Raw genomic sequence first — 19,907 nt, 5'->3', positions numbered from 1 at the left:
ATTTCGGCACCGCGTATGCAGTGCCGAAATTAACCTAAATCGACGGGTAACCGCTACAGGACAGCGAAGGTGCCTTGCGCTTTTGCGACCAGCTTGTCGCCCTGCCAGACGTCAGCTTCGACGACCAGCGTGCGGCGACCGGGGTGGATGACCCTGGCGATGCACAGCACATCGCCTTCGGACACTGCCCGGATGTAGTTGATCTTGCATTCCAGCGTGACGCTTTGCTGATCGAAGCCATGGGTGCTGGAACAGGCCAGCCCCATGCTGATGTCGACCAGGCTGAACAACACCCCGCCATGCAGTTTGCCGCCACGGTTGCGCAGGTGTGGCTCCAGGCTCAGGGCGACATGGGCCGCGCCTTCATCCAGTTGCACCACGCGACAGCCGATCAGCTCACTGAACGCGCTTTGGGTCAGCCCGGCCGGGATTTCCATCAGCGCTTCTTCAACTGTTTGGCATTGGCGAACAGCGAGGCCATGGCGTTGTTGGCAGGGGCCGCGGCCACGGTTTCTTTGCGCGGCGCGGTATTTTGCTGGCGCCCCGAAGCGCCGGGACGTGCGCCGCGGGCCCCGTCGATTTTCTCGCCGGGGGTGTCGCTCATGCGCATCGACAGGCCCACACGTTTGCGGGGGATGTCGACTTCCATCACCTTGACCTTGACCACGTCACCGGCTTTGACGGCTTCACGCGGGTCTTTGATAAATTTCTCGGACAGCGCCGAAATGTGCACCAGACCGTCCTGATGGACACCGATATCGACGAACGCACCAAAGTTGGTCACGTTGGTGACGACGCCTTCCAGAATCATCCCCAGCTGCAAGTCTTTGAGGTCTTCGACGCCTTCCTGGAACTCGGCGGTCTTGAACTCCGGACGCGGATCGCGGCCGGGTTTTTCCAGCTCTTGCAGGATGTCGGTGACGGTGGGCAGGCCGAACGTTTCATCGGTGAACTGCTTAGGGTCCAGACGCTTGAGGAAACTGGCATCGCCAATCAGCGAGCGGATGTCGCGCTCGGTGTCGGAGGCGATGCGCTTGACCAGCGGGTAGGCTTCGGGGTGAACCGCCGAGCCGTCCAGCGGGTTGTCGCCGTTCATGACGCGCAAGAAACCGGCGGCCTGTTCGAAGGTTTTTTCACCCAGACGGCTGACTTTTTTCAGCGCGGCGCGGGTTTTGAACGCACCGTTTTCATCGCGATGGTTCACGATGTTTTGCGCCAGTGTGGCGTTGAGGCCGGAGATCCGGGCTAGCAGCGCCACCGAGGCGGTGTTTACGTCCACCCCCACGGCGTTTACGCAGTCTTCCACCACCGCGTCCAGGCCCCGTGCCAGCTTGAGCTGCGACACGTCGTGCTGGTATTGGCCGACACCGATGGATTTGGGGTCGATTTTGACCAGTTCGGCGAGCGGGTCTTGCAGGCGGCGGGCAATCGAGACCGCGCCACGGATCGACACGTCCAGGTCGGGGAATTCCTTGGCAGCCAGTTCCGACGCCGAGTACACCGAGGCCCCGGCTTCGGACACCATGACTTTGGTGACTTTCAGTGCCGGGTATTTTTTGATCAGGTCGATGACCAGCTTGTCGCTCTCGCGGCTCGCCGTGCCGTTGCCGATAGCGATCAATTCAACCGAATGTTTGGCGCACAGGGCCGCCATGATCGAGATGGTTTGGTCCCACTTGTTGTGCGGTACGTGCGGGTACACGGTGGCGTGTTCGAGCAGTTTGCCGGTGGCATCGACCACGGCAATTTTGCAACCGGTGCGCAGGCCCGGGTCCAGGCCGAGTGTCGCGCGCGGGCCCGCTGGCGCGGCCAGCAGCAAGTCATGCAGGTTGTGCGCAAACACGTTGATGGCTTCGGTTTCTGCGGCGTCGCGCAGCTCACCCAGCAGATCGGTTTCAAGGTGGGTGTACAGCTTGACCTTCCACGTCCAGCGCACCACTTCGCCCAGCCATTTGTCGGCCGCACGGTTCTGGTTTTGCAGGCCGAAACGCTCGGCAATCATCAGTTCGCCGGGGTGCATCGTGCCGGGCAATTCTTCGCCCACTTTGAGCGACGAGCTGAGAATGCCTTCATTGCGCCCGCGGAAAATCGCCAGCGCCCGGTGCGACGGCATGCTTTTGAGCGGCTCGTCGTGTTCGAAGTAATCGCGGAATTTGGCGCCTTCCTCTTCTTTGCCGGCGATGACGCGAGCGCTGAGGGTGGCTTCCTGCTTGAGAAAACTGCGCAGTTTGTCCAGCAGGGTGGCGTCTTCGGCGAAGCGCTCCATGAGGATGTATTTGGCACCGTCGAGGGCTGCCTTGACGTCGGCCACGCCTTTTTCGGCGTCGACGAAACGGGCGGCTTCAGTTTCGGGGTTCAGGTTCGGATCATTGAACAGGCCGTCAGCCAGTTCGCCGAGGCCGGCTTCAAGGGCGATCTGGCCCTTGGTGCGGCGCTTTTGCTTGTAGGGCAGGTACAAGTCTTCAAGGCGGGTTTTGGTGTCGGCCAGTTTGATGTCGCGCGCCAGTTCTGGCGTCAACTTGCCTTGTTCTTCGATGCTGGCGAGGATGCTGATGCGCCGTTCGTCGAGTTCTCGCAGGTAGCGCAGGCGTTCTTCCAGATGACGAAGTTGGGTGTCATCCAGGCTGCCTGTCACTTCCTTACGGTAACGGGAGATGAAGGGTACGGTGGAGCCTTCATCCAGAAGTGCGACGGCCGCTTCGACCTGCTGCGGGCGCACGCCAAGTTCTTCGGCGATGCGGCTGTTGATGCTGTCCATAAAACCACCTGACAAATTGTGATGCAGGCTCGCAGGCCCGGGCTTGAAGGCTTGCGAGGCGGGTTGAGCGGCTTGAAAAAAAGCCGCTACCGGGGCCAAAAGGGCAGCCTGTTGACCCGTGAAGTCTGCAAAATACGGCACGTGCTGAAAAAAATAATCGCGCCGCACGTATTGAAAATCCGAGGTTGCCTGACACAAAAGGCGGCGCATTATAACCAGCGTTCCTGTCTTCAGGGCACTGCGTGCAGCGCGCGCCATGATCTGTGTACTGGCTGTGAAGGAAAAATCTGCTAACAATGCACACGATGCGTATAACAGCAGCTACGCCATAATGCGCGCCGAGATCACAGGAGCATCTAATGAGCAGCACTGCACACACTGCTGAAGGCGAAAAAATTCTTATCGTGGACGACGACCCGGGCCTGAGCAGCCTGTTGGAACGTTTTTTCACCAGCAAGGGCTATCGCGCGCGCGCGGTCCCCAACGTCGAGCAAATGGACCGTTTGCTGGCCCGCGAGGTGTTTAACCTTGTGGTATTGGACTTGATGCTGCCGGGCGAAGACGGTCTGTCCGCCTGCCGCCGTTTGCGCGCTGCGAACAATAGCGTGCCGATCATCATGCTCACTGCCAAAGGCGATGAGCTGAGCCGGATCAAGGGCCTTGAACTGGGGGCCGACGACTATCTGGCCAAACCCTTCAACCCCGATGAGCTGATGGCGCGAGTCAAAGCCGTGTTGCGCCGCCAGTCCGCGCCCGTACCGGGTGCGCCGGGCAGCGAAGACGAAAGCGTCACGTTCGGTGATTACGAGTTGTCACTGGCCACCCGCGAACTCAAACGCGGTGATGAAGTTCACATGCTGACTACTGGTGAGTTTGCGGTGCTTAAAGCGCTGGTCATGCATGCCCGCGAGCCGTTGACGCGTGACAAGCTGATGAATCTGGCCCGTGGCCGTGAATGGGATGCGCTGGAGCGTTCAATTGACGTTCAGATCTCCCGCCTGCGCCGCATGATTGAGCCGGATCCGTCCAAACCGCGTTACATCCAGACAGTCTGGGGCGTGGGTTATGTATTTGTGCCGGACGGCAACGCCACCAAGTGATGGATCATTTGTAGGAGCGGGCCACGCAGGGTGTTCAACACCTGAGTGGCCCGCAATTTCATTTCTGCGGGTATCCCTACGCGCTCCTGCAAACTGCAAAAGCATCAATCTATGAAAACCCCTCTCTGGTTCCCCCAAAGTTTCTTCTCGCGCACCCTCTGGCTGGTATTGATCGTCGTTCTGTTCTCCAAGGCACTGACGTTGGTGTACTTGCTGATGAATGAAGATGTCCTGGTTGATCGTCAGTACAGCCACGGCGTTGCGCTTACGCTGCGTGCCTACTGGGCGGCCGATGAGGAAAACCGCGAAAAAATTGCCGATGCCGCCGGGTTGATCCGGGTGGTGGGTGGCGGCGTGCCCGAGGGTGAGCAACATTGGCCTTACAGCGGTGCTTACCAACGTCAGATGCAGGCCGAGCTGGGCGCTGATACCGAGGTTCGCTTGCGCGTGCATTCGCCACCCGCCTTGTGGGTTCGGGCGCCGAGTCTGGGGGATGGCTGGCTGAAAGTGCCGCTGTACCCGCACCCGCTGCGCGGGCAAAAAATATGGAGCGTGCTGGGCTGGTTCTTGGCCATTGGCTTGCTCTCAACGGCGTCGGCGTGGATTTTCGTCAGTCAACTTAACCAGCCGCTCAAGCGCCTGGTGTATGCCGCGCGTCAACTGGGTCAGGGCCGCAGCGTGCGGTTGCCGATCAGTGATACGCCGAGTGAGATGACGGAGGTTTACAGCGCGTTCAACCAAATGGCCGAAGACGTGGAGCAAGCGGGTCGCGAGCGAGAGTTGATGCTGGCGGGGGTTTCCCACGATTTGCGTACGCCATTGACGCGTCTGCGGTTGTCGCTGGAATTGATGGGCAACCATAACGACCTGACGGACGACATGGTGCGCGATATCGAAGACATGGACGCGATCCTCGATCAGTTCCTGGCCTTTATTCGCGATGGCCGTGACGAGTTGGTCGAAGAGGTGGACTTGTGCGAGCTGGTGCGTGAGGTCGTGGCACCTTACAACCAGAACGAAGAGCGGGTGCGTTTGCGCCTGCAACCGATTCAGCCGTTTCCGCTGCGCCGGGTATCGATGAAGCGCTTGCTCAACAACCTGATCGGCAACGCGTTGCATCATGCGGGTGAGGATGTGGAAGTGGCCGCCTATGTGTCAGGCGATGTGAGCGCGCCGTATGTGGTGCTCAGCGTGATGGACCGTGGTGCAGGCATCGACCCTTCCGAGCTTGAAGACATCTTCAACCCGTTCATTCGCGGCGATCGTGCCCGCGGCGGAAAGGGTACCGGGCTCGGGTTGGCCATCGTCAAGCGCATCGCGTCGATGCATGGCGGCAATGTCGAGTTACGCAACCGTTCCGGCGGTGGGCTTGAAGCGCGGGTCAGGTTGCCATTGGGGCTGATGTTGCCCCGTGGCGCGGTGTAATGACCTGAGCTAACCACACGCGAGGTTGCCGATGGAGGCAGCCTCGCGTTTTTTTTGGTCGTGGCGGCGGGCGTCAGCCTTTGCCTTTGGTTCTTGTCAGGTTCGGCCCGCTGTTTTTCTCCAGATGTTCAATGATGATTCCGGCCACGTTTTTACCCGTGGTGGTTTCGATCCCTTCCAGACCCGGTGAGGAGTTGACCTCCAGCACCAACGGGCCGTGATTGGAGCGCAGGATGTCCACGCCTGCCACGCTCAACCCCATCACCTTGGCGGCCCGAATGGCGGTCATGCGTTCTTCCGGGGTGATCTTGATCAGGCTGGCGCTGCCGCCACGGTGCAGGTTGGAACGGAACTCACCCGGCTTGGCCTGGCGTTTCATCGCCGCAATCACCTTGTCACCCACCACGAAGCAGCGAATATCGGCGCCGCCGGCTTCCTTGATGTATTCCTGCACCATGATGTTTTGCTTGAGGCCCATGAAGGCTTCGATCACGGATTCTGCCGCCGTCGCGGTTTCGCACAGCACAACGCCGATGCCCTGAGTGCCTTCCAGCACCTTGATCACCAACGGTGCGCCATTGACCATTTCGATCAGGTCGGGGATGTCATCCGGCGAGTGCGCAAAGCCCGTCACCGGCAACCCCAGCCCACGCCGCGACAGCAATTGCAGGGAGCGCAGTTTGTCCCGCGAACGTGCGATGGCCACCGATTCGTTCAGCGGGAAAACCCCCATCATTTCGAACTGGCGCAACACCGCACAGCCGTAAAACGTGACCGAGGCACCAATGCGCGGAATCACGGCATCGAAGCCTTCCAGCGGCTTGCCCCGGTAGTGGATCTGCGGCTTGTGGCTGGCGATGTTCATATAGGCACGCAGGGTATCGATCACTACCATTTCGTGGCCTCGTTCCGTCCCGGCTTCGACCAGGCGACGAGTGGAATACAGACGCGGGTTACGCGACAGCACAGCGATCTTCATGCAGCACCTGTGGCAGAAAGGGTAGAGACCGGGAAAACCGGCTTGTCTTGAACGTATTTGAGCCCCGGATTGACCACCAGTTGGCCATCGATCAGGGCTTTTGAACCGAGCAGTAAACGGTAACGCATGGACTTGCGGCAGGCGAGGGTGAACTCCACCGACCAGACCCGATCACCCAGTGCGAGGCGGGTGCGGATCACATAGCGAACCTGCGCATGACCGTTAGAACTTTTAATGGTTTTTATCGCCACCAGGGGGGCTTCGCAACGACGATGACGCAGTTGCACCAGGGTGCCCAAATGAGCGTTGAAACGCACCCACTCGGCACCATCGCGCACAAAAGGCTCGATTTCAGTGGCGTGCAAGCTGGACGTACTGGCGCCGGTGTCGATTTTGGCGCGCAAGCCTGCGACGCCCAAATCGGGGAGCGCCACCCACTCGCGCAGACCGACAACGGTCAGATGATCAAATGTCTTCAATATGAGTAACCGCGATTAACGTATCCAGGCCGCAGGTCGAACCTCGGCCAACGCTTGAAATGCCGGTCTGGCGAACCAGTAACCCTGCATCAGAAATATTCCACAATCGGCCAGGAAATCCCGTTCGCCAGCGCTTTCGATGCCTTCGGCTATGACTGTAACGTTCAATTCAGAACACATCATGACAACGCCGCGCACGATAGCCTGACGCGCACGATCCTGATCGACATCGCGGATGAGTGCCATGTCGAGCTTGATCAGGTCAGGTTGAAAATCCGCCAATAAATTGAGCCCCGAATAACCTGCTCCGAAGTCATCGATGGCTGTCTTGAAACCGAATTCGCGGTATTCACGCAGAATATGGGTCAAATGGCGATAGTTATCTATGTGTTCGCTTTCCAGCGTTTCGAAAATCAGCTTGTCGAGCGGGAAATCGTGGGCTTTGGCGGCTTCCAGGGTGCTGCGAATGCACAGTTCCGGCCGATACACCGCGTTGGGCATGAAGTTGATGGACAGGTGTTGCTGCATGCCCAGCGCGGCCGCGCCCTTGATTGCACGCGTGCGACACTCCTGGTCGAAGCGGTAACGATTGGTGTCATTTACCTGCCGTAAAACATCCAGTGCGCCTTCACCGGCAGGCCCTCTGACCAGTGCTTCGTGGGCAAACACCGATTGATCGCGCAAGTCCACGATCGGTTGGTACGCAAATTGGAAATCGAACCCCAGCGGCGTGGCTTGTCGACAAGCGTCGCAACGGCTTTTGGCGCCCGTCAGGGAATCGGGAAAAAACGTCATGGGACATAACCTCGCCAAAGGCGCTGAGAGGAACGGCATTCTAGCCGGATGCCAGATTCATCTATTCATTAGAAACGGTAGTACAGTTCTGACTCTGTCAAAGAAGAGGAATTCCAATGGCTCAGAAGCAAGAAGAAGACGAAAAGGTCCGTTTGGACAAATGGTTGTGGGCGGCGCGGTTTTTCAAAACCCGGGCGCTGGCCAAGGCCGCTATTGAAAGTGGCAAAGTGCATTGTCGCGGTGAGCGTTGCAAGCCGAGTAAAGAGCCTCGACTGGGCGATGAGCTGCAAATACGCGTGGGCCTGGAAGAGCGCACGGTCGAAGTCAAAGCGCTGTCAGTCGTGCGTCGTGGCGCGCCCGAGGCGCAATTGTTGTACGCCGAAACTGAGCACAGTATTGCCAAGCGTGAACACGCTGCCGCCATGCGCAAATCCGGAGCAATGGGCATCACGACGGACGGTAAACCGACCAAAAAACAACGGCGCCAACTGCATCAGTTTCAGGATGCCAGTGGCGCCGAGTAGAGCGGAGGTTTAAACGGTGTATGACGCGCGTTGCTTAACCGCGTACCACGCTCATGCGTGACACCAGCGGCAGACGCTGCAACAGCGAAAAAATCGGTGCCGTCACGCGCATCAGCGCACCTGAAACCTTGGCCGCGAACGGGGTGTAATAGCCCCAGCCCAACGCCAGGAATGCCAGCAACAAGCCGCCGATGTAGTCGTCCTGGCCCCAATGGGCGCCAGCTACCAGTCGCGGCATCATGAACAGCAGCGTCAGGCCCCAGATCACCACCTTCTGGCCAATGGTGCGGCTGAACACGCTCATGAACATGCCCCAGATCAGCAGCACCGACGCGTGATCGCCCGGAAAGCTCTGGCTTGAGCGGTCTTTCAGTTCCCAGGTTTTTTCAAGGCCCGGAAAGAAGTCGCTCAGGTGAATGGCATCTTCAAACACCATCGACGGGCTATTGTGCTGCCAACCCATCGCGGCCGTGAGTTTGGAAAACAGCGCGCGGATCACCACCAACAGCAACAGGATCGCCAGAAAACCAAACAGCGCGCGACGCACCTGAGTGGCCTCAAATACCCAGTTACCTTTGATCAGCAGGGCCAGCATGATGACCCCGACTACCACATCGAAAGGTCGAAGACTTGCAACTGCCCATATGTGGAGCCATATAGGGTTATCAGCCAATGGACGATTGAGCAGATGGAACAACCAGTCGTCGAAAGTCAGGCAGAGAATTTGGCCGAATGGCCATAACCAGAAACACAAAAGCCCCAGAGCGAGTAAATTACACCCCGCTAGGGCTCTGAGGTTCCACCTTGTTTGGAACAGAGTGGGATTGTTCATGACATGCCCCCTTGGCTGGGTCTTTGCACTCGATAGGTGCTAAAAACGCGCCTTTATAAAGACTCCTACACATTTTGTCACCAATTTAGAACCCTATTCCTATGTCCGATTTACGCAAAACCGACTTTACGCAGCGCTTCATTTTCGATAACAGCGACACCCGCGGCGAGCTGGTGTCGCTGGATCACAGCTACGCTGAGGTACTGGCCAAGCACGCTTACCCTGAGCCGGTTCAACAGTTGCTGGGCGAGCTGATGGCCGCCGCGGCGTTGCTGGTCAGCACCCTGAAATTCGACGGCCTGATGAGCCTGCAAGCCCGTTCCGAAGGCGCGGTTCCGCTGCTGATGATTGAAATCACCAGCGAACATGAAATTCGCGGCCTGGCCCGATTTGACGCGGACCAGATCACCCCCGCCGCGACCCTGAGCGACCTGATGCCCAACGGCGTCCTGGCCCTGACCATCGACCCGACTGTCGGTAAGCGCTACCAGGGCATCGTGGACCTGGACGGCAATGATCTGTCGGCCTGTTTCACCAATTACTTCGTAATGTCGCACCAGGTGCCTACGCGTTTCTGGCTCGCGGCGGATGGCAAACGCGCGCGCGGCATGCTCTTGCAGCAACTGCCGGCCGAAGTGATCAAAGACGAAGAAGAACGTGCCGAGAGCTGGAACCGCCTGAATGCGTTGGGCGATACCCTCAAGGTCGAAGAACTGCTGGGGCTGGATAACGAAACAATTCTGCATCGCTTGTTCCACGAGGATGTAGTGCGTCTTTTTGATAAGGATGGCATCGAATTCAAATGCAGCTGCTCGCGCGAACGCTCCGGCAATGCGTTGTCCAGCCTGGGCCATGACGATGCGCTTACGCTGGTCAAAGAGCACGGCGGCCATATTGAAATCGACTGCCAATTTTGCAACGAGCGCTACTTGTTCGATGCCGCCGATGTCGATCAATTGTTCGCGGGCGCAGGTGTAGAGACGCCTTCAGGCACTCACCACTAAAACGTTTCAGCGCAGGTAAAACCCCTGTCAAAGCCCGGTATAACGCGGTTCTGACAGGTGGGCCCTACTTTTTTTGGGCGTTTCTGGCATAATCCGGCCCACTTTTTTCGCGGTAGTAGTGCAAAATTTTCTACTACAAAACGTTTGGCGCAATCGGCCAATGGCCGACGGGGAACCTCATGACGCAAGCTAATAACGCCGTGTACACCGATCTGAGCATCGACGATCTGGTCAAAGAAGCCCTGAACCGTGGTGAAGGTGAGCTTGCCGACAATGGCGCACTGGTTGTTAAAACGGGCCACCGTACCGGCCGTTCGCCAGCTGACCGCTTTATCGTTGAAGAGCCTACGACTCAGGACGCCATTGCCTGGGGCGCGATCAACCGCAAGTTCCCGGCCGACAAGTTCGACGCACTGTGGGACCGTGTTGCGGCCTACCTCGGTGAGCGCGAGCGCTTCGTTTCCCACGTTCATGTAGGTTCTGACCCGGCGCACTACCTGCCCGTGAAAATGACCACCGAAACCGCTTGGCACAACCTGTTTGGCCGTTGCCTGTTCATCAACCCTGAACAGTACAACCCGGCTGGCAAAGATGAGTGGCAAGTGATCAACGCACCGAACTTCGAGTGCGTGCCTGAGCGTGATGGCACCCATTCCGACGGTTGCGTAATCATCAACTTCGCGGCCAAAAAAGTCCTGATCGCAGGCATGCGTTACGCCGGCGAAATGAAAAAAGCCCTGTTCTCCGTTCAAAACTTCCTGTTGCCAGCCGTTGACGTCCTGCCGATGCACTGCGCCGCCAACATGGGTGAAGACGGCGACGTGACCCTGTTCTTCGGCCTGTCCGGCACCGGTAAGACCACGTTGTCGGCTGATGAAAGCCGTTACCTGATCGGTGACGACGAACACGGCTGGGGCGTGGGCGTGGTGTTCAACATCGAAGGCGGTTGCTATGCCAAGTGCATCGACCTGTCGGAGAAGAATGAGCCGGTCATCTGGAAGGCCATCCAGCACGGCGCCGTTCTGGAAAACGTGGTACTGGATGCCAACAAAAAGCCTGACTACTCGGATGACAGCCTGACGCAGAACAGCCGCGCCGCTTACCCGCGTGAACTGATCGAAAAACGCGCTCCGAAGAACCTGGGCGGCGAGCCTAACGCCGTGATCTTCCTGACCTGCGACCTGACTGGCGTATTGCCGCCGGTGTCGATCCTCAGCGAAGAACAAGCGGCTTACCACTTCCTGTCTGGCTACACCGCACTGGTGGGCTCGACTGAAATGGGTTCGGGCAGCGGCATCAAGTCGACCTTCTCGACGTGCTTCGGCGCGCCATTCTTCCCACGTCCTGCCGGTGAATACGCTGAGCTGCTGATCAAGCGCATCCGCGGTTTCGGCTCCAAGGTTTACCTGGTCAACACCGGCTGGACCGGCGGTGGTTACGGCGTGGGCAAGCGTTTCAACATCCCGACCACCCGTGCCGTGATCGCTGCGATCCAGAGCGGCGCGCTGATCGGTGCTGAAACCGAACACCTGGACATCATCAACCTGGACGTGCCAAAAACCGTACCGGGCGTCGACACGGCTCTGCTCAACCCGCGCAACACCTGGGCTGACCCAGCTGCGTACGACGAAGCCGCCAAGGCATTGGCTGGCCTGTTCACCGAAAACTTCAAGAAGTTTGACGTGAGCGATGCAATCAAGGCGGCTGGCCCGAAGGCATAACCCTTCGCACCGAACGCTGATTCACGAAAAGCCGCCTGAGAGGGCGGCTTTTTTATACCTGCGAATCAGCCTTCAAGGCTGTCGGTGTCCCAGTGTTGCGCCACGATGGCTGCGTAAAGCATGCCAATCGTCAAGGGCACTTTGCTTTCCCGGCCCTTGGCGCTGCGCTTGAGGTGAGGGTCATGGCCTGCGGGCTGAAAGTAGCGATAGGCGTCGTAATCATCCAGCGTCAACCCGAAGCGCTCTTCCAGCGCCTCCATCAGCTGTTGGGCGTCACGGCCATTGCAGCCCAGGTCCAGATTGATCGCCGTCTTCAAACTGACGGTTTTGTGCTCCGGCAGACCGATTTCTTCGTGTAGCAATTGCATCAGCTCACGCAAGACGGGCGTGTCGGGGAGGTCGGTGGCGAGTTTCATGTGGTGTGTCCGTAAACCCAAGGTTGATGAAGTACAACGCCGTTACCCAGTTGTATCGGCCTGCAATCGAAAATGGCCGTGCTCGCCATACGCGCAGTGTTCGGCTCACCGTCATTGCGGGCGAGCTTACCTTCAGACTCGTCGGCCTGCATTCGATTTGCGCGTGCTCACATTGGCTGCCGTTTAACTGCTCAAGCTTCAGAACGGAATGCAAACCTCGGTTTTGTATCTTTGGTTGAACTTAAGGATATTCCTACAACCGATTGCTACTTCCTGCCATACAGTGATTAGCCAACTCGGGGGAGGGTAAAAATGGCTCATCATGGTTACATGTCAATCATTGGAAAAAAACAAGGGCTCATCTCTTCCGGCTGCTCCAGCCAAGATTCAATCGGTAACAAATGCCAAGTGGGTCACTTTGATGAAATCATGGTGTTAGCGTATTCCCATGACGGGGTGGCAGGTAGTGATGGGAGCGTCACTGGCGGACGCGGGCAACACAAGCCAGTTGTCATTACCAAGAACATCGACAAATCTTCGCCATTGATTGCCGGGGCATTGCATGATGGGGAAGAAATCAAATGCTCCATTGAATTTACCGTACGTCTTCGGTAGGCAGTCAGGAAAAGTATTTTACGGTTCGTTTGTCCGGCGCTCGGATTGCCTCTATGAACGCCCATGTCCCTCACAGCATCAATATGGCAGACGGTCAGCCACAAGAAATTATTGCTATCCGTTATCGCGATATTACGTGGACACATGTACAAGCCGGTGCCCGTTCATACAGTACCTGGGAAGTCCAACTATGAGCGACCCACAATATGACATTCATGATGTGACTAAATCGGCAACAGATCTGATGTTTTTCGGCTGTACTTCAAGCGGTACGTATCTGCCTGACAGTGTCTTGCAAATCAAATTCAGCGCAGTGATTGCCAATTATGTGAATGCTGTTATCCGGGACGTAAGTGAGGGCGTTATCAGTGCTTGGGAAGGTGTTCAAGAGTTGAAGGATGGGTACAGCAATAGCGGCTCTACGGTGACCGGGCTTATGCGCTTGAGGGGGCTGGTCGAGGCAAGAAGTTGCGAAAGGTTGCGAGCGTTGAATTCGTCAGCACAGCAGGGCAGGGCGTATCCCCGGCTGAAGGTCTGCCTTCATCGATCAACACCGAACAGTTGAACTCGACCCTGTATCATTCCCTTTCAATTTCCCCTGACCTTTTCTCGATCCGTTGCGCAGCGGGCGTTAGCCTGGCGGCCGTTGCAACGGTCAATGGAGTGACAGTAATGCACAACACCCTGGAACAGGTTTTCGGTTATCCAGAATTTCGTCCCGGCCAAGAGGCGGCCATCAGCGCGGTGTTGGCTGGGCGCTCAGCGGCTGCGATTTTCCCTACGGGTTCCGGGAAGTCGCTGTGCTATCAGTTGCCGGCTTTGCTGTTGCCACACCTGACGCTGGTGGTTTCGCCGCTGCTGGCGCTGATGCAGGATCAACTGGCCTTTCTCCAGCGCCACGGCATTCCGGCGGCCAGTATTGACTCGGCACAAGGCCGCGATGAAGCCAGTTCGGTGATGGCGCGGGCCAAGTCGGGGGAGTTGAAAATTTTGATGATTTCGGTCGAGCGCCTGAAAAACGAGCGCTTCCGACATTTTCTGCAGCAAGTCCCGATTTCTTTGCTGGTGGTGGACGAGGCGCACTGTATTTCGGAGTGGGGCCATAACTTCCGTCCGGACTATTTGAAGCTTCCGGACTACCAGCGTCAGTTCAATATCCCACAAGTGTTGTTGCTCACGGCCACCGCCACGCCCGCGGTCATTGTGGACATGCAAACCAAGTTCGCGATTGCTGAATCCGATGTCGTCACCACCGGTTTTTATCGCGCCAATCTCAATCTGTGGGTCGAACCTGTTACCGGCGCTGCCAAGCGTCAGTGGTTGGTGCAGTGGATGGGTGAGCGTCAGGGCCAACCGAGTATTGTCTACGTCACCTTGCAGAAGACGGCCGAGCACATCGCCCAGCACTTGAATCAGCACGGGATCAGTGCCAGCGCCTATCACGCCGGTTTGCCCCACGATCAGCGCGAAAGCATCCAGCGTGAGTTCATGGGCGGGCAGTTGAACTGCATCGTCGCCACCATTGCCTTCGGCATGGGCATCGACAAAAGCGACATTCGCAATGTGGTGCATTTTGATTTGCCCAAGTCGATCGAAAATTACAGCCAGGAGATCGGCCGGGCGGGGCGCGACGGGCAGGCGTCGGACTGCCTGGTGCTGGCCAACCGAGACAGCCTCAACGTGCTGGAAAACTTCGTTTATGGCGACACGCCCGAGTTGCAGGGGATTCGCACGGTGCTGGAAGACCTGCGTGCGGCCATCGCTGAAGGTCAGTGGGAATTCATGCTGTTGCCTTTGTCCGATCAGAGCAATATCCGTCAGTTGCCGCTCAAAACCCTGCTGGTTCAATTGGAGCTGCGTGGGCTGATTGCGCCGCGCTATGCCTACTTCGCCGAGTACCGTTTCAAGTGCCTGATCGATCCCGACGCGTTATTGGCCAGGTTCGAAGGCGAACGCCGGGACTTTGTCGCGGGCATCATCCAGACGTCCAGCCGCGCCCGGACCTGGTGGACGGTGAATTTCGATGCGCTGTATGAACAGCATCAGGCCGAGCGTAATCGCGTGGTCAAGGCGCTCGACTATTTTCAGGAGAAAGGCTGGATCGAGCTGGAAAGCAAGCAGATGACCGAGGTCTACAGCGTGCGGGTGAACGAGGTGGACGTCGATGCGTTAAGCCTGGAGCTGCATCGCTACTTCAGCGCCCATGAAAATGCCGAAATCGTGCGGATTCACGCCATGTTGGCGCTGTTTGCCAGTGACACGTGCTTGAGCCATCGCCTGGCGCAGTATTTTGGCGACGACAACGCACCGCAACGCTGCGGGCATTGTTCGGTGTGCGCCGGACAGGTGGCGCAATTGCCCGAGCCGCCTGCGCTTGCGCCGCTTGTGGATAAAAACTTTGAAGGCCTGTGCGGCCCGTTTATCCACAGGCATCAGGAATACACAGGCAGTTATCCCCCGCCGGAACGCCTGACCCGCTTCTTGTGCGGCATCAGCGTGCCGATGTTTACCAAAATCAAAGCCCGCGCCATTCCGGGGTTTGCCGCCCTTGAGCTTTATCCCTACGCGCAGGTTCGTGAGTGGGCCGCGCTGCATGTGCAAGGCGCCTGAGCCGAACCCCGGCACACAAAAAAGCCAACCCCCCTGCCTGAGGGTTGGCTTTAACGCGTCACATCACAGGATGTCTTTGTAGGTGGCCGGGCTATACGCAAGGCTTTGCGATAACCCTGCGGCTGGCTGGTAGGGCGCCCCTTTAATGGCGCTGAACGCGACACCTTTGCTGCCCAGTGACGCGTAACGCTCGTTCTTCTCCGACTCGGTGATCTTGGTGTAGGAGTACTTATGCATGGCCGCGTATTTCGCCTCGTCACTGACGAGGGTCTTGTGCCGTGCTTCCAGATCCGCAGCGGACAGGTTCAAGCGTTTATCCAGCGCCACGCCCCAGCGGGTCAGGCAGGTTTCTGCGAAATGGCGCACCACCATCCCTGGCGCGACCAGCACCTTGTCGCCTTTGTCACCATCAGGCGCCGCGTTGCCCACTAGCGTGGCATGGCGCCCGGCCATTGGGTAAATGTGGACGCGCGTGTTGGAGGCGGTTTCCGGAACGACGCAAGAAAACCCTTTAGAGCGTTCATCACGAGCGAAGAAGCCCACGTATTCCACAACGTTTTTACCCAGCTCAACCCGCGCGCTTTGGAAGTTCAGCGGGCCCGGCACCGGGTCCACGGCGAAAATATTGACCGGAATATGTTTCAGCTCACTGTCGTTGAGCATGGCGTTGGCCAGCATGTGGCAGCTGACGGCGCCGCGACTCCAGCCCACCAGGTTGACCCGGGTCGGGATCACACCGTCCTTGCGGAAGGTTTTGATCAGTTGTTCTTGCAGTTGTTGCTGGGTCACGCTGCGGTTGCCGTAATCGTATTTGCGCCACATCCACGAACCGGTCACGGTCACGTCTTCGATCGGAATTCCGGCCGCTTTGAGGCGGTTATATTCCGCTTCGGTGAGCTTCTCGCGTTGCCATTCGCACTTGCCTTTGAGAATGCTCAGCGCGTGCTTCACGTTCTCTTCCCAGCCTTTGCCGAACAGGCTGCCGGTCATGCCGTATTCCTTGTTCTGCACGAACATTTCATCGGCCTGCAAGTTGCCGCTGCCGGGCCCATCCACGACGATCCATTCAGCAAACTCACGGCCTGTGCTGTGGGCCGCCAGCGTCGAAATCAGCTCGCCATTCCAATAGTTCTCGTGGGTGGCGTCGAACTTGGTGGAGCCGGTGCCGCAGAAGTAAACAGTTACTGTAGTCACGATAAATCCTTGCGTTCATTGGAGAGAACGCAAGGTAACTATCGGACAGTTCCTGCATCAGAAGGAGATTTGGCCGCTATGGGAATGCTTTCCTTAGCCGTTTGAAGTCAGTGTTGCGGCTTACCCCACGAGCGCTTTAAGCACGCGGGTGAAGGCGTGGCTGCTTTCGATTTCGTCAGCATGGCGCCCTTCGCGCACCACCCACTTGCCATTGACCAGCACATCACGCACCTGACGATCACCGCCCGCAAACAGCCAGCGGTTGAGAATGGCATCTTCGTGCGCCGTGGCCAGATACGGGTCGTTGCCGTCCAGCACGATCCAATCGGCGCGCTGGCCCACCGCCAGCCCGGCAACAGGCTGTCCCATGGCTTGCGCGCCGCCAGCCAGTGCGGCGTCAAACAGCGTGCGCCCGACCATGGGCTGATCGGGGCGGTGTAACCGGTTGCGTCGCTGATCGCGCAAGCGCTGGCCGTATTCCAGCCAGCGCAGTTCTTCCACCACACTCAGGGACACATGACTGTCGGAACCAATCCCCAAGCGCCCGCCCTGTGCCAGATACTCCACTGCCGGGAAAATACCATCGCCCAGATTGGCTTCGGTGGTCAGGCACAGCCCTGCCACGGCCTGGCTAGTGGCCATGCGTGCCACTTCGTCGGCATTGGCATGGGTGGCATGCACCAGGCACCAGCGCGCGTCGACTTCAGCGTTGTCATACAACCACTCAATCGGGCGCTTGCCACTCCAGCTCAGGCAGTCATCCACTTCCTTGCGCTGTTCCGCGATGTGAATGTGTACCGGGCATGTGGTGTCGCTGGCCCCCATGACGTCATGGATTTGTTCCGGGGTGACGGCGCGCAATGAGTGAAAGCACACGCCCAGGGCTTGGGCCGGTTGTCTGGCCAATAGCGGCGCCAACTGTTGCTGCATTTTCAGGTAATGCTCGGTGCTGTTGATGAAGCGCCGCTGGCCGTCATTCGGGGCTTGTCCACCGAATCCGGCGTGTGTGTAAAGCACCGGCAGAAGGGTCAGACCTATGCCCGTAGAGCGTGCGGCTTCGCTGATTCTTAATGCCAATTCAGCCGGATTTGCGTAGGGCTTGCCGGATAGATCGTGGTGAACGTAGTGAAATTCAGCCACTGAGGTGTAACCGGCCTTGAGCATCTCGATGTACAACTGTCGGGCGATGATCCCCAGTTGTTCCGGGGTGATTTTTCCCACAAGGCGATACATCAAATCGCGCCATGTCCAGAAACTGTCATTCGGGTTGCCAGCCACTTCCGCCAAACCGGCCATGGCGCGCTGAAACGCGTGGGAATGCAGGTTGGGCATGCCCGGCAACAACGGGCCATTCACGCGTTCGGCCCCTTGCGCGTGGGCATCGGGCTGGATGGACGCGAGCCGGCCATCTTCGCCGACCTCTATTCGGACATTGGTCGCCCAGCCTGTGGGTAACAGCGCACGTTCGGCAAAGAAAACGGACATCGGTTTCGTACCCTATCGTTTGTTATTTGTATATACATATACAGACGTTTGCCTGCTCGGTAAACTCCGGCAAGCTACGCGTCTTTACTCATAAACAAGGAATGCCCGTGCCGACTCCGCCTGCCGTGAACCCGCTGGCTGCCCAAATGAGCGAAAGTCCGGCGCCCCTGTACGCCCGTGTCAAACAGATGATCACTCAGCAAATCAAGAGTGGTAACTGGCCGCCGCATTATCGCGTTCCCTCCGAAAGTGAGCTGGTCAGCCAATTGGGCTTCAGCCGTATGACCATTAACCGCGCCCTGCGTGAAATGACCGCCGACGGCCTGCTTGTGCGCATGCAAGGGGTCGGCACCTTTGTGGCCGAACCCAAAACCCAGTCCGCACTGTTTGAAGTCCACAACATTGCCGACGAGATTGCCGCCCGTGGCCATGCGCACAGTTGCAAGGTCATCAGCCTGGGTGAAGAGGCCGCCGGTTCCGAGCGCGCGGCGGTGCTGGACATGCGCGAAGGGCAAAAGGTGTTTCATTCGTTGATCGTGCATTACGAGAATGGAATTCCCGTGCAAATTGAGGACCGTTTTGTGAATGCCCTGGTGGCACCGGATTACCTCAAGCAGGACTTCACGCTGCAAACGCCCTACGCCTATCTGTCTCAAGTCGCCCCCCTGACCGAGGGCGAACACGTCGTCGAAGCGATTCTGGCTGATCCGAAAGAGTGCAAGCTGCTGCAAATCGAACCCGGCGAGCCCTGCCTGCTGGTTCGTCGTCGTACCTGGTCGGGCCGTCAGCCGGTGACGGCGGCTCGCCTGATTCATCCCGGTTCCCGTCATCGCCTTGAAGGACGTTTCAGTAAATGAACCCATTGACCGTTTTACGCGCCGCTGATTACCCGCGCATGCCGTGGAAAAACGGCGGCGGCAGCACCGAAGAAATCACCCGTGATGCAGGCGAGGGGCTTGAAGGCTTTGGCTGGCGCCTGTCGATTGCTGACATTGGCGAGTCGGGCGGTTTTTCGCAGTTTGAGGGCTACCAGCGCATCATCAGCGTGCTGCAAGGTGCTGGCATGAATTTGCAGGTGGACGGTGCGCACACGCGTGCCTTGTTACCGTTCGATGCGTTTGCCTTCAGGGGTGAAAGCGCAGTGAGTTGCACGCTGTTGGATGGACCGATCCGCGATTTCAACCTGATTTATGCCCCGGATCGTTACCGCGCCCGGCTGCAATGGCTGGCGGCTACCACGCCACAACGCTTTTTCAGCTCGGCCACTACCGTGCTGGTGTTCAGTGCCAGCGAGCAAGTGCATGTGGGGGTCGGTCACACGCACCATGAACATTTGGGTCGTTACGATTGTCTGCAACTGAGCAATGCCGACCGTTTGCTGGAAATCACCGTAACAGGCCGCTGCTGCGTGATTGAGTTACGTGCTGTCTGACCCACATCGCGTAGCAGCCCTCGGCCGCTGCTACGCACTGACCCTGAGGCCGATTTGTTACCGAATGCCTCAAAACAGCGCAAAAACGCCCCCTCGTAACACCTCCCTGCGTTCTCTCTTTTTTTGTAAGACACCTTTCACGTTGTTCAAAGCCCATGTTTGCGGGGCTCTCGTCATTTTCATGTTGAAAATTCAAAGATTGGCCGCTTACTTGCATATGCTTGTATGTACAAGTACATAAGTGTGCGTCTGCCCATCGCTGAGGAGTGACCCGTGACTTCAACTACCCCTAAATCGCCAGCCGAGTTCACCCGTCACCGCGACGGTGAAATCCGCGCCGCCCGCGGCACCCGTCTTACGGCTAAAAGCTGGATGACCGAAGCCCCGCTGCGGATGTTGATGAACAACCTCGACCCGCAAGTGGCCGAGAACCCGACCGAGCTGGTGGTGTATGGCGGCATTGGCCGGGCAGCACGCAACTGGGACTGCTACGACAAAATTGTCGAAAGCCTCACTCACCTCAATGACGACGAGACCT

18 protein-coding genes and 2 pseudogenes are annotated in these 19,907 nt (G+C 58.0%); 11 read left to right on the top strand and 9 right to left on the bottom strand.

Translation table 11 applies throughout. The features are described 5' to 3' along the window. Window positions 1-53 precede the first annotated feature (53 nt). Window positions 54-437: a PaaI family thioesterase gene (locus TU74_RS14950; protein WP_047281748.1), complete on the bottom strand. Its 384-nt coding sequence runs from the start codon at window positions 435-437 to the stop codon at window positions 54-56. After that, a complete protein-coding gene (locus TU74_RS14945) occupies window positions 437-2,758 on the bottom strand; it encodes a Tex family protein (RefSeq protein WP_048376997.1) in 2,322 nt (773 codons plus the stop codon). Before TU74_RS14945 ends, TU74_RS14950 begins: the two co-directional genes overlap by 1 nt. Window positions 2,759-3,117: 359 nt before the next feature. On the opposite strand from TU74_RS14945, the gene ompR reads away from it, so the two are divergent. Continuing rightward, window positions 3,118-3,858: an osmolarity response regulator transcription factor OmpR gene (ompR, locus tag TU74_RS14940; protein ID WP_047291208.1), complete on the top strand. Its 741-nt coding sequence runs from the start codon at window positions 3,118-3,120 to the stop codon at window positions 3,856-3,858. A 111-nt stretch (window positions 3,859-3,969) separates the two neighbouring features. After that, on the top strand, window positions 3,970-5,283 hold the full coding sequence (locus TU74_RS14935) for an ATP-binding protein (protein ID WP_047272928.1): 1,314 nt from the start codon (window positions 3,970-3,972) through the stop codon (window positions 5,281-5,283). A 73-nt stretch (window positions 5,284-5,356) separates the two neighbouring features. On the opposite strand, the gene rimK is transcribed toward TU74_RS14935, so the two are convergent. The 3 genes from rimK to rimA are packed head-to-tail and all read right to left on the bottom strand — an operon-like array spanning window position 5,357 to window position 7,536. Then, window positions 5,357-6,262: a 30S ribosomal protein S6--L-glutamate ligase gene (gene rimK, locus TU74_RS14930; RefSeq protein WP_047272929.1), complete on the bottom strand. Its 906-nt coding sequence runs from the start codon at window positions 6,260-6,262 to the stop codon at window positions 5,357-5,359. Continuing rightward, window positions 6,259-6,741, bottom strand: a complete 483-nt coding sequence (rimB, locus tag TU74_RS14925) for a retropepsin-like aspartic endopeptidase RimB (protein ID WP_047272930.1) — start codon at window positions 6,739-6,741, stop codon at window positions 6,259-6,261. Before rimB ends, rimK begins: the two co-directional genes overlap by 4 nt. 15 nt (window positions 6,742-6,756) lie before the next feature. Further along, window positions 6,757-7,536 (bottom strand): S6 modification regulatory phosphodiesterase RimA, encoded by a 780-nt coding sequence (gene rimA / locus TU74_RS14920; RefSeq protein ID WP_047272931.1) that lies wholly within the window; start codon window positions 7,534-7,536, stop codon window positions 6,757-6,759. 116 nt (window positions 7,537-7,652) lie between these two features. On the opposite strand from rimA, the gene TU74_RS14915 reads away from it, so the two are divergent. Continuing rightward, complete coding sequence (locus tag TU74_RS14915; protein WP_047291211.1) at window positions 7,653-8,060, top strand: RNA-binding S4 domain-containing protein; 408 nt, start codon at window positions 7,653-7,655, stop codon at window positions 8,058-8,060. 34 nt (window positions 8,061-8,094) lie between these two features. On the opposite strand, the gene TU74_RS14910 is transcribed toward TU74_RS14915, so the two are convergent. Beyond that, on the bottom strand, window positions 8,095-8,892 hold the full coding sequence (locus tag TU74_RS14910) for a phosphatase PAP2 family protein (RefSeq protein WP_047291213.1): 798 nt from the start codon (window positions 8,890-8,892) through the stop codon (window positions 8,095-8,097). A 101-nt stretch (window positions 8,893-8,993) separates the two neighbouring features. On the opposite strand from TU74_RS14910, the gene hslO reads away from it, so the two are divergent. Both hslO and TU74_RS14900 read left to right on the top strand, forming a co-directional pair. Continuing rightward, complete coding sequence (gene hslO, locus TU74_RS14905) at window positions 8,994-9,896, top strand: Hsp33 family molecular chaperone HslO (RefSeq protein ID WP_047291215.1); 903 nt, start codon at window positions 8,994-8,996, stop codon at window positions 9,894-9,896. 179 nt (window positions 9,897-10,075) lie between these two features. Further along, entirely contained in the window at window positions 10,076-11,617 is a 1,542-nt protein-coding gene (locus tag TU74_RS14900) for a phosphoenolpyruvate carboxykinase (RefSeq protein WP_047291216.1), read from the top strand. A 65-nt stretch (window positions 11,618-11,682) separates the two neighbouring features. Here TU74_RS14900 and TU74_RS14895 read toward each other — a convergent pair whose 3' ends face one another. Continuing rightward, window positions 11,683-12,033: a DUF1493 family protein gene (locus tag TU74_RS14895; protein ID WP_047291218.1), complete on the bottom strand. Its 351-nt coding sequence runs from the start codon at window positions 12,031-12,033 to the stop codon at window positions 11,683-11,685. Window positions 12,034-12,345: 312 nt separating this feature from the next. Between TU74_RS14895 and TU74_RS14890 the strand changes: the two are divergent. From TU74_RS14890 to TU74_RS14885, 3 genes and pseudogenes are all read left to right on the top strand, one after another. Next, window positions 12,346-12,842: pseudogene (locus TU74_RS14890) on the top strand (Hcp family type VI secretion system effector). Next, window positions 12,839-13,213 (top strand): hypothetical protein, encoded by a 375-nt coding sequence (locus TU74_RS24190; RefSeq protein WP_139145740.1) that lies wholly within the window; start codon window positions 12,839-12,841, stop codon window positions 13,211-13,213. Before TU74_RS14890 ends, TU74_RS24190 begins: the two are co-directional and overlap by 4 nt. Window positions 13,214-13,320: 107 nt before the next feature. Continuing rightward, a complete protein-coding gene (locus tag TU74_RS14885) occupies window positions 13,321-15,258 on the top strand; it encodes a RecQ family ATP-dependent DNA helicase (RefSeq protein WP_048376954.1) in 1,938 nt (645 codons plus the stop codon). 63 nt (window positions 15,259-15,321) lie between these two features. Here TU74_RS14885 and TU74_RS14880 read toward each other — a convergent pair whose 3' ends face one another. Continuing rightward, window positions 15,322-16,452, bottom strand: a complete 1,131-nt coding sequence (locus TU74_RS14880; protein ID WP_048376953.1) for a hypothetical protein — start codon at window positions 16,450-16,452, stop codon at window positions 15,322-15,324. A gap of 120 nt (window positions 16,453-16,572) precedes the next feature. Continuing rightward, on the bottom strand, window positions 16,573-17,937 hold the full coding sequence (locus TU74_RS14875; RefSeq protein ID WP_048376952.1) for a formimidoylglutamate deiminase: 1,365 nt from the start codon (window positions 17,935-17,937) through the stop codon (window positions 16,573-16,575). A gap of 101 nt (window positions 17,938-18,038) precedes the next feature. Between TU74_RS14875 and hutC the strand changes: the two genes are divergently transcribed. From hutC to TU74_RS14860, 3 genes and pseudogenes are all read left to right on the top strand, one after another. Then, window positions 18,039-18,794, top strand: a complete 756-nt coding sequence (hutC, locus tag TU74_RS14870) for a histidine utilization repressor (RefSeq protein WP_175441907.1) — start codon at window positions 18,039-18,041, stop codon at window positions 18,792-18,794. Continuing rightward, window positions 18,791-19,369, top strand: a complete 579-nt coding sequence (locus TU74_RS14865) for a HutD/Ves family protein (RefSeq protein ID WP_047291226.1) — start codon at window positions 18,791-18,793, stop codon at window positions 19,367-19,369. Before hutC ends, TU74_RS14865 begins: the two co-directional genes overlap by 4 nt. A gap of 273 nt (window positions 19,370-19,642) precedes the next feature. Next, window positions 19,643-19,907, top strand: a pseudogene (locus TU74_RS14860) (urocanate hydratase); the annotation flags it as partial.

This window comes from Pseudomonas lundensis (genome assembly GCF_001042985.1).
In the GTDB taxonomy this organism is placed as follows: Bacteria; Pseudomonadota; Gammaproteobacteria; order Pseudomonadales; family Pseudomonadaceae; genus Aquipseudomonas; species Aquipseudomonas lundensis.
This window is presented reverse-complemented; position numbering and strand designations above follow the sequence as displayed.

Excerpts from the sequence above, each read along its gene's own strand:
- TU74_RS14950 (WP_047281748.1), bottom strand. The coding sequence starts at position 437 with ATGGAAATCCCGGCCGGGCTGACCCAAAGCGCGTTCAGTGAGCTGATC.
- TU74_RS14945 (WP_048376997.1), bottom strand. The coding sequence starts at position 2,758 with ATGGACAGCATCAACAGCCGCATCGCCGAAGAACTTGGCGTGCGCCCG.
- ompR (WP_047291208.1), top strand. The coding sequence starts at position 3,118 with ATGAGCAGCACTGCACACACTGCTGAAGGCGAAAAAATTCTTATCGTG.
- TU74_RS14935 (WP_047272928.1), top strand. The coding sequence starts at position 3,970 with ATGAAAACCCCTCTCTGGTTCCCCCAAAGTTTCTTCTCGCGCACCCTC.
- rimK (WP_047272929.1), bottom strand. The coding sequence starts at position 6,262 with ATGAAGATCGCTGTGCTGTCGCGTAACCCGCGTCTGTATTCCACTCGT.
- rimA (WP_047272931.1), bottom strand. The coding sequence starts at position 7,536 with ATGACGTTTTTTCCCGATTCCCTGACGGGCGCCAAAAGCCGTTGCGAC.
- TU74_RS14915 (WP_047291211.1), top strand. The coding sequence starts at position 7,653 with ATGGCTCAGAAGCAAGAAGAAGACGAAAAGGTCCGTTTGGACAAATGG.
- TU74_RS14910 (WP_047291213.1), bottom strand. The coding sequence starts at position 8,892 with ATGAACAATCCCACTCTGTTCCAAACAAGGTGGAACCTCAGAGCCCTA.
- hslO (WP_047291215.1), top strand. The coding sequence starts at position 8,994 with ATGTCCGATTTACGCAAAACCGACTTTACGCAGCGCTTCATTTTCGAT.
- TU74_RS14900 (WP_047291216.1), top strand. The coding sequence starts at position 10,076 with ATGACGCAAGCTAATAACGCCGTGTACACCGATCTGAGCATCGACGAT.
- TU74_RS14895 (WP_047291218.1), bottom strand. The coding sequence starts at position 12,033 with ATGAAACTCGCCACCGACCTCCCCGACACGCCCGTCTTGCGTGAGCTG.
- TU74_RS24190 (WP_139145740.1), top strand. The coding sequence starts at position 12,839 with ATGAGCGACCCACAATATGACATTCATGATGTGACTAAATCGGCAACA.
- TU74_RS14885 (WP_048376954.1), top strand. The coding sequence starts at position 13,321 with ATGCACAACACCCTGGAACAGGTTTTCGGTTATCCAGAATTTCGTCCC.
- TU74_RS14875 (WP_048376952.1), bottom strand. The coding sequence starts at position 17,937 with ATGTCCGTTTTCTTTGCCGAACGTGCGCTGTTACCCACAGGCTGGGCG.
- hutC (WP_175441907.1), top strand. The coding sequence starts at position 18,039 with ATGCCCGTGCCGACTCCGCCTGCCGTGAACCCGCTGGCTGCCCAAATG.
- TU74_RS14865 (WP_047291226.1), top strand. The coding sequence starts at position 18,791 with ATGAACCCATTGACCGTTTTACGCGCCGCTGATTACCCGCGCATGCCG.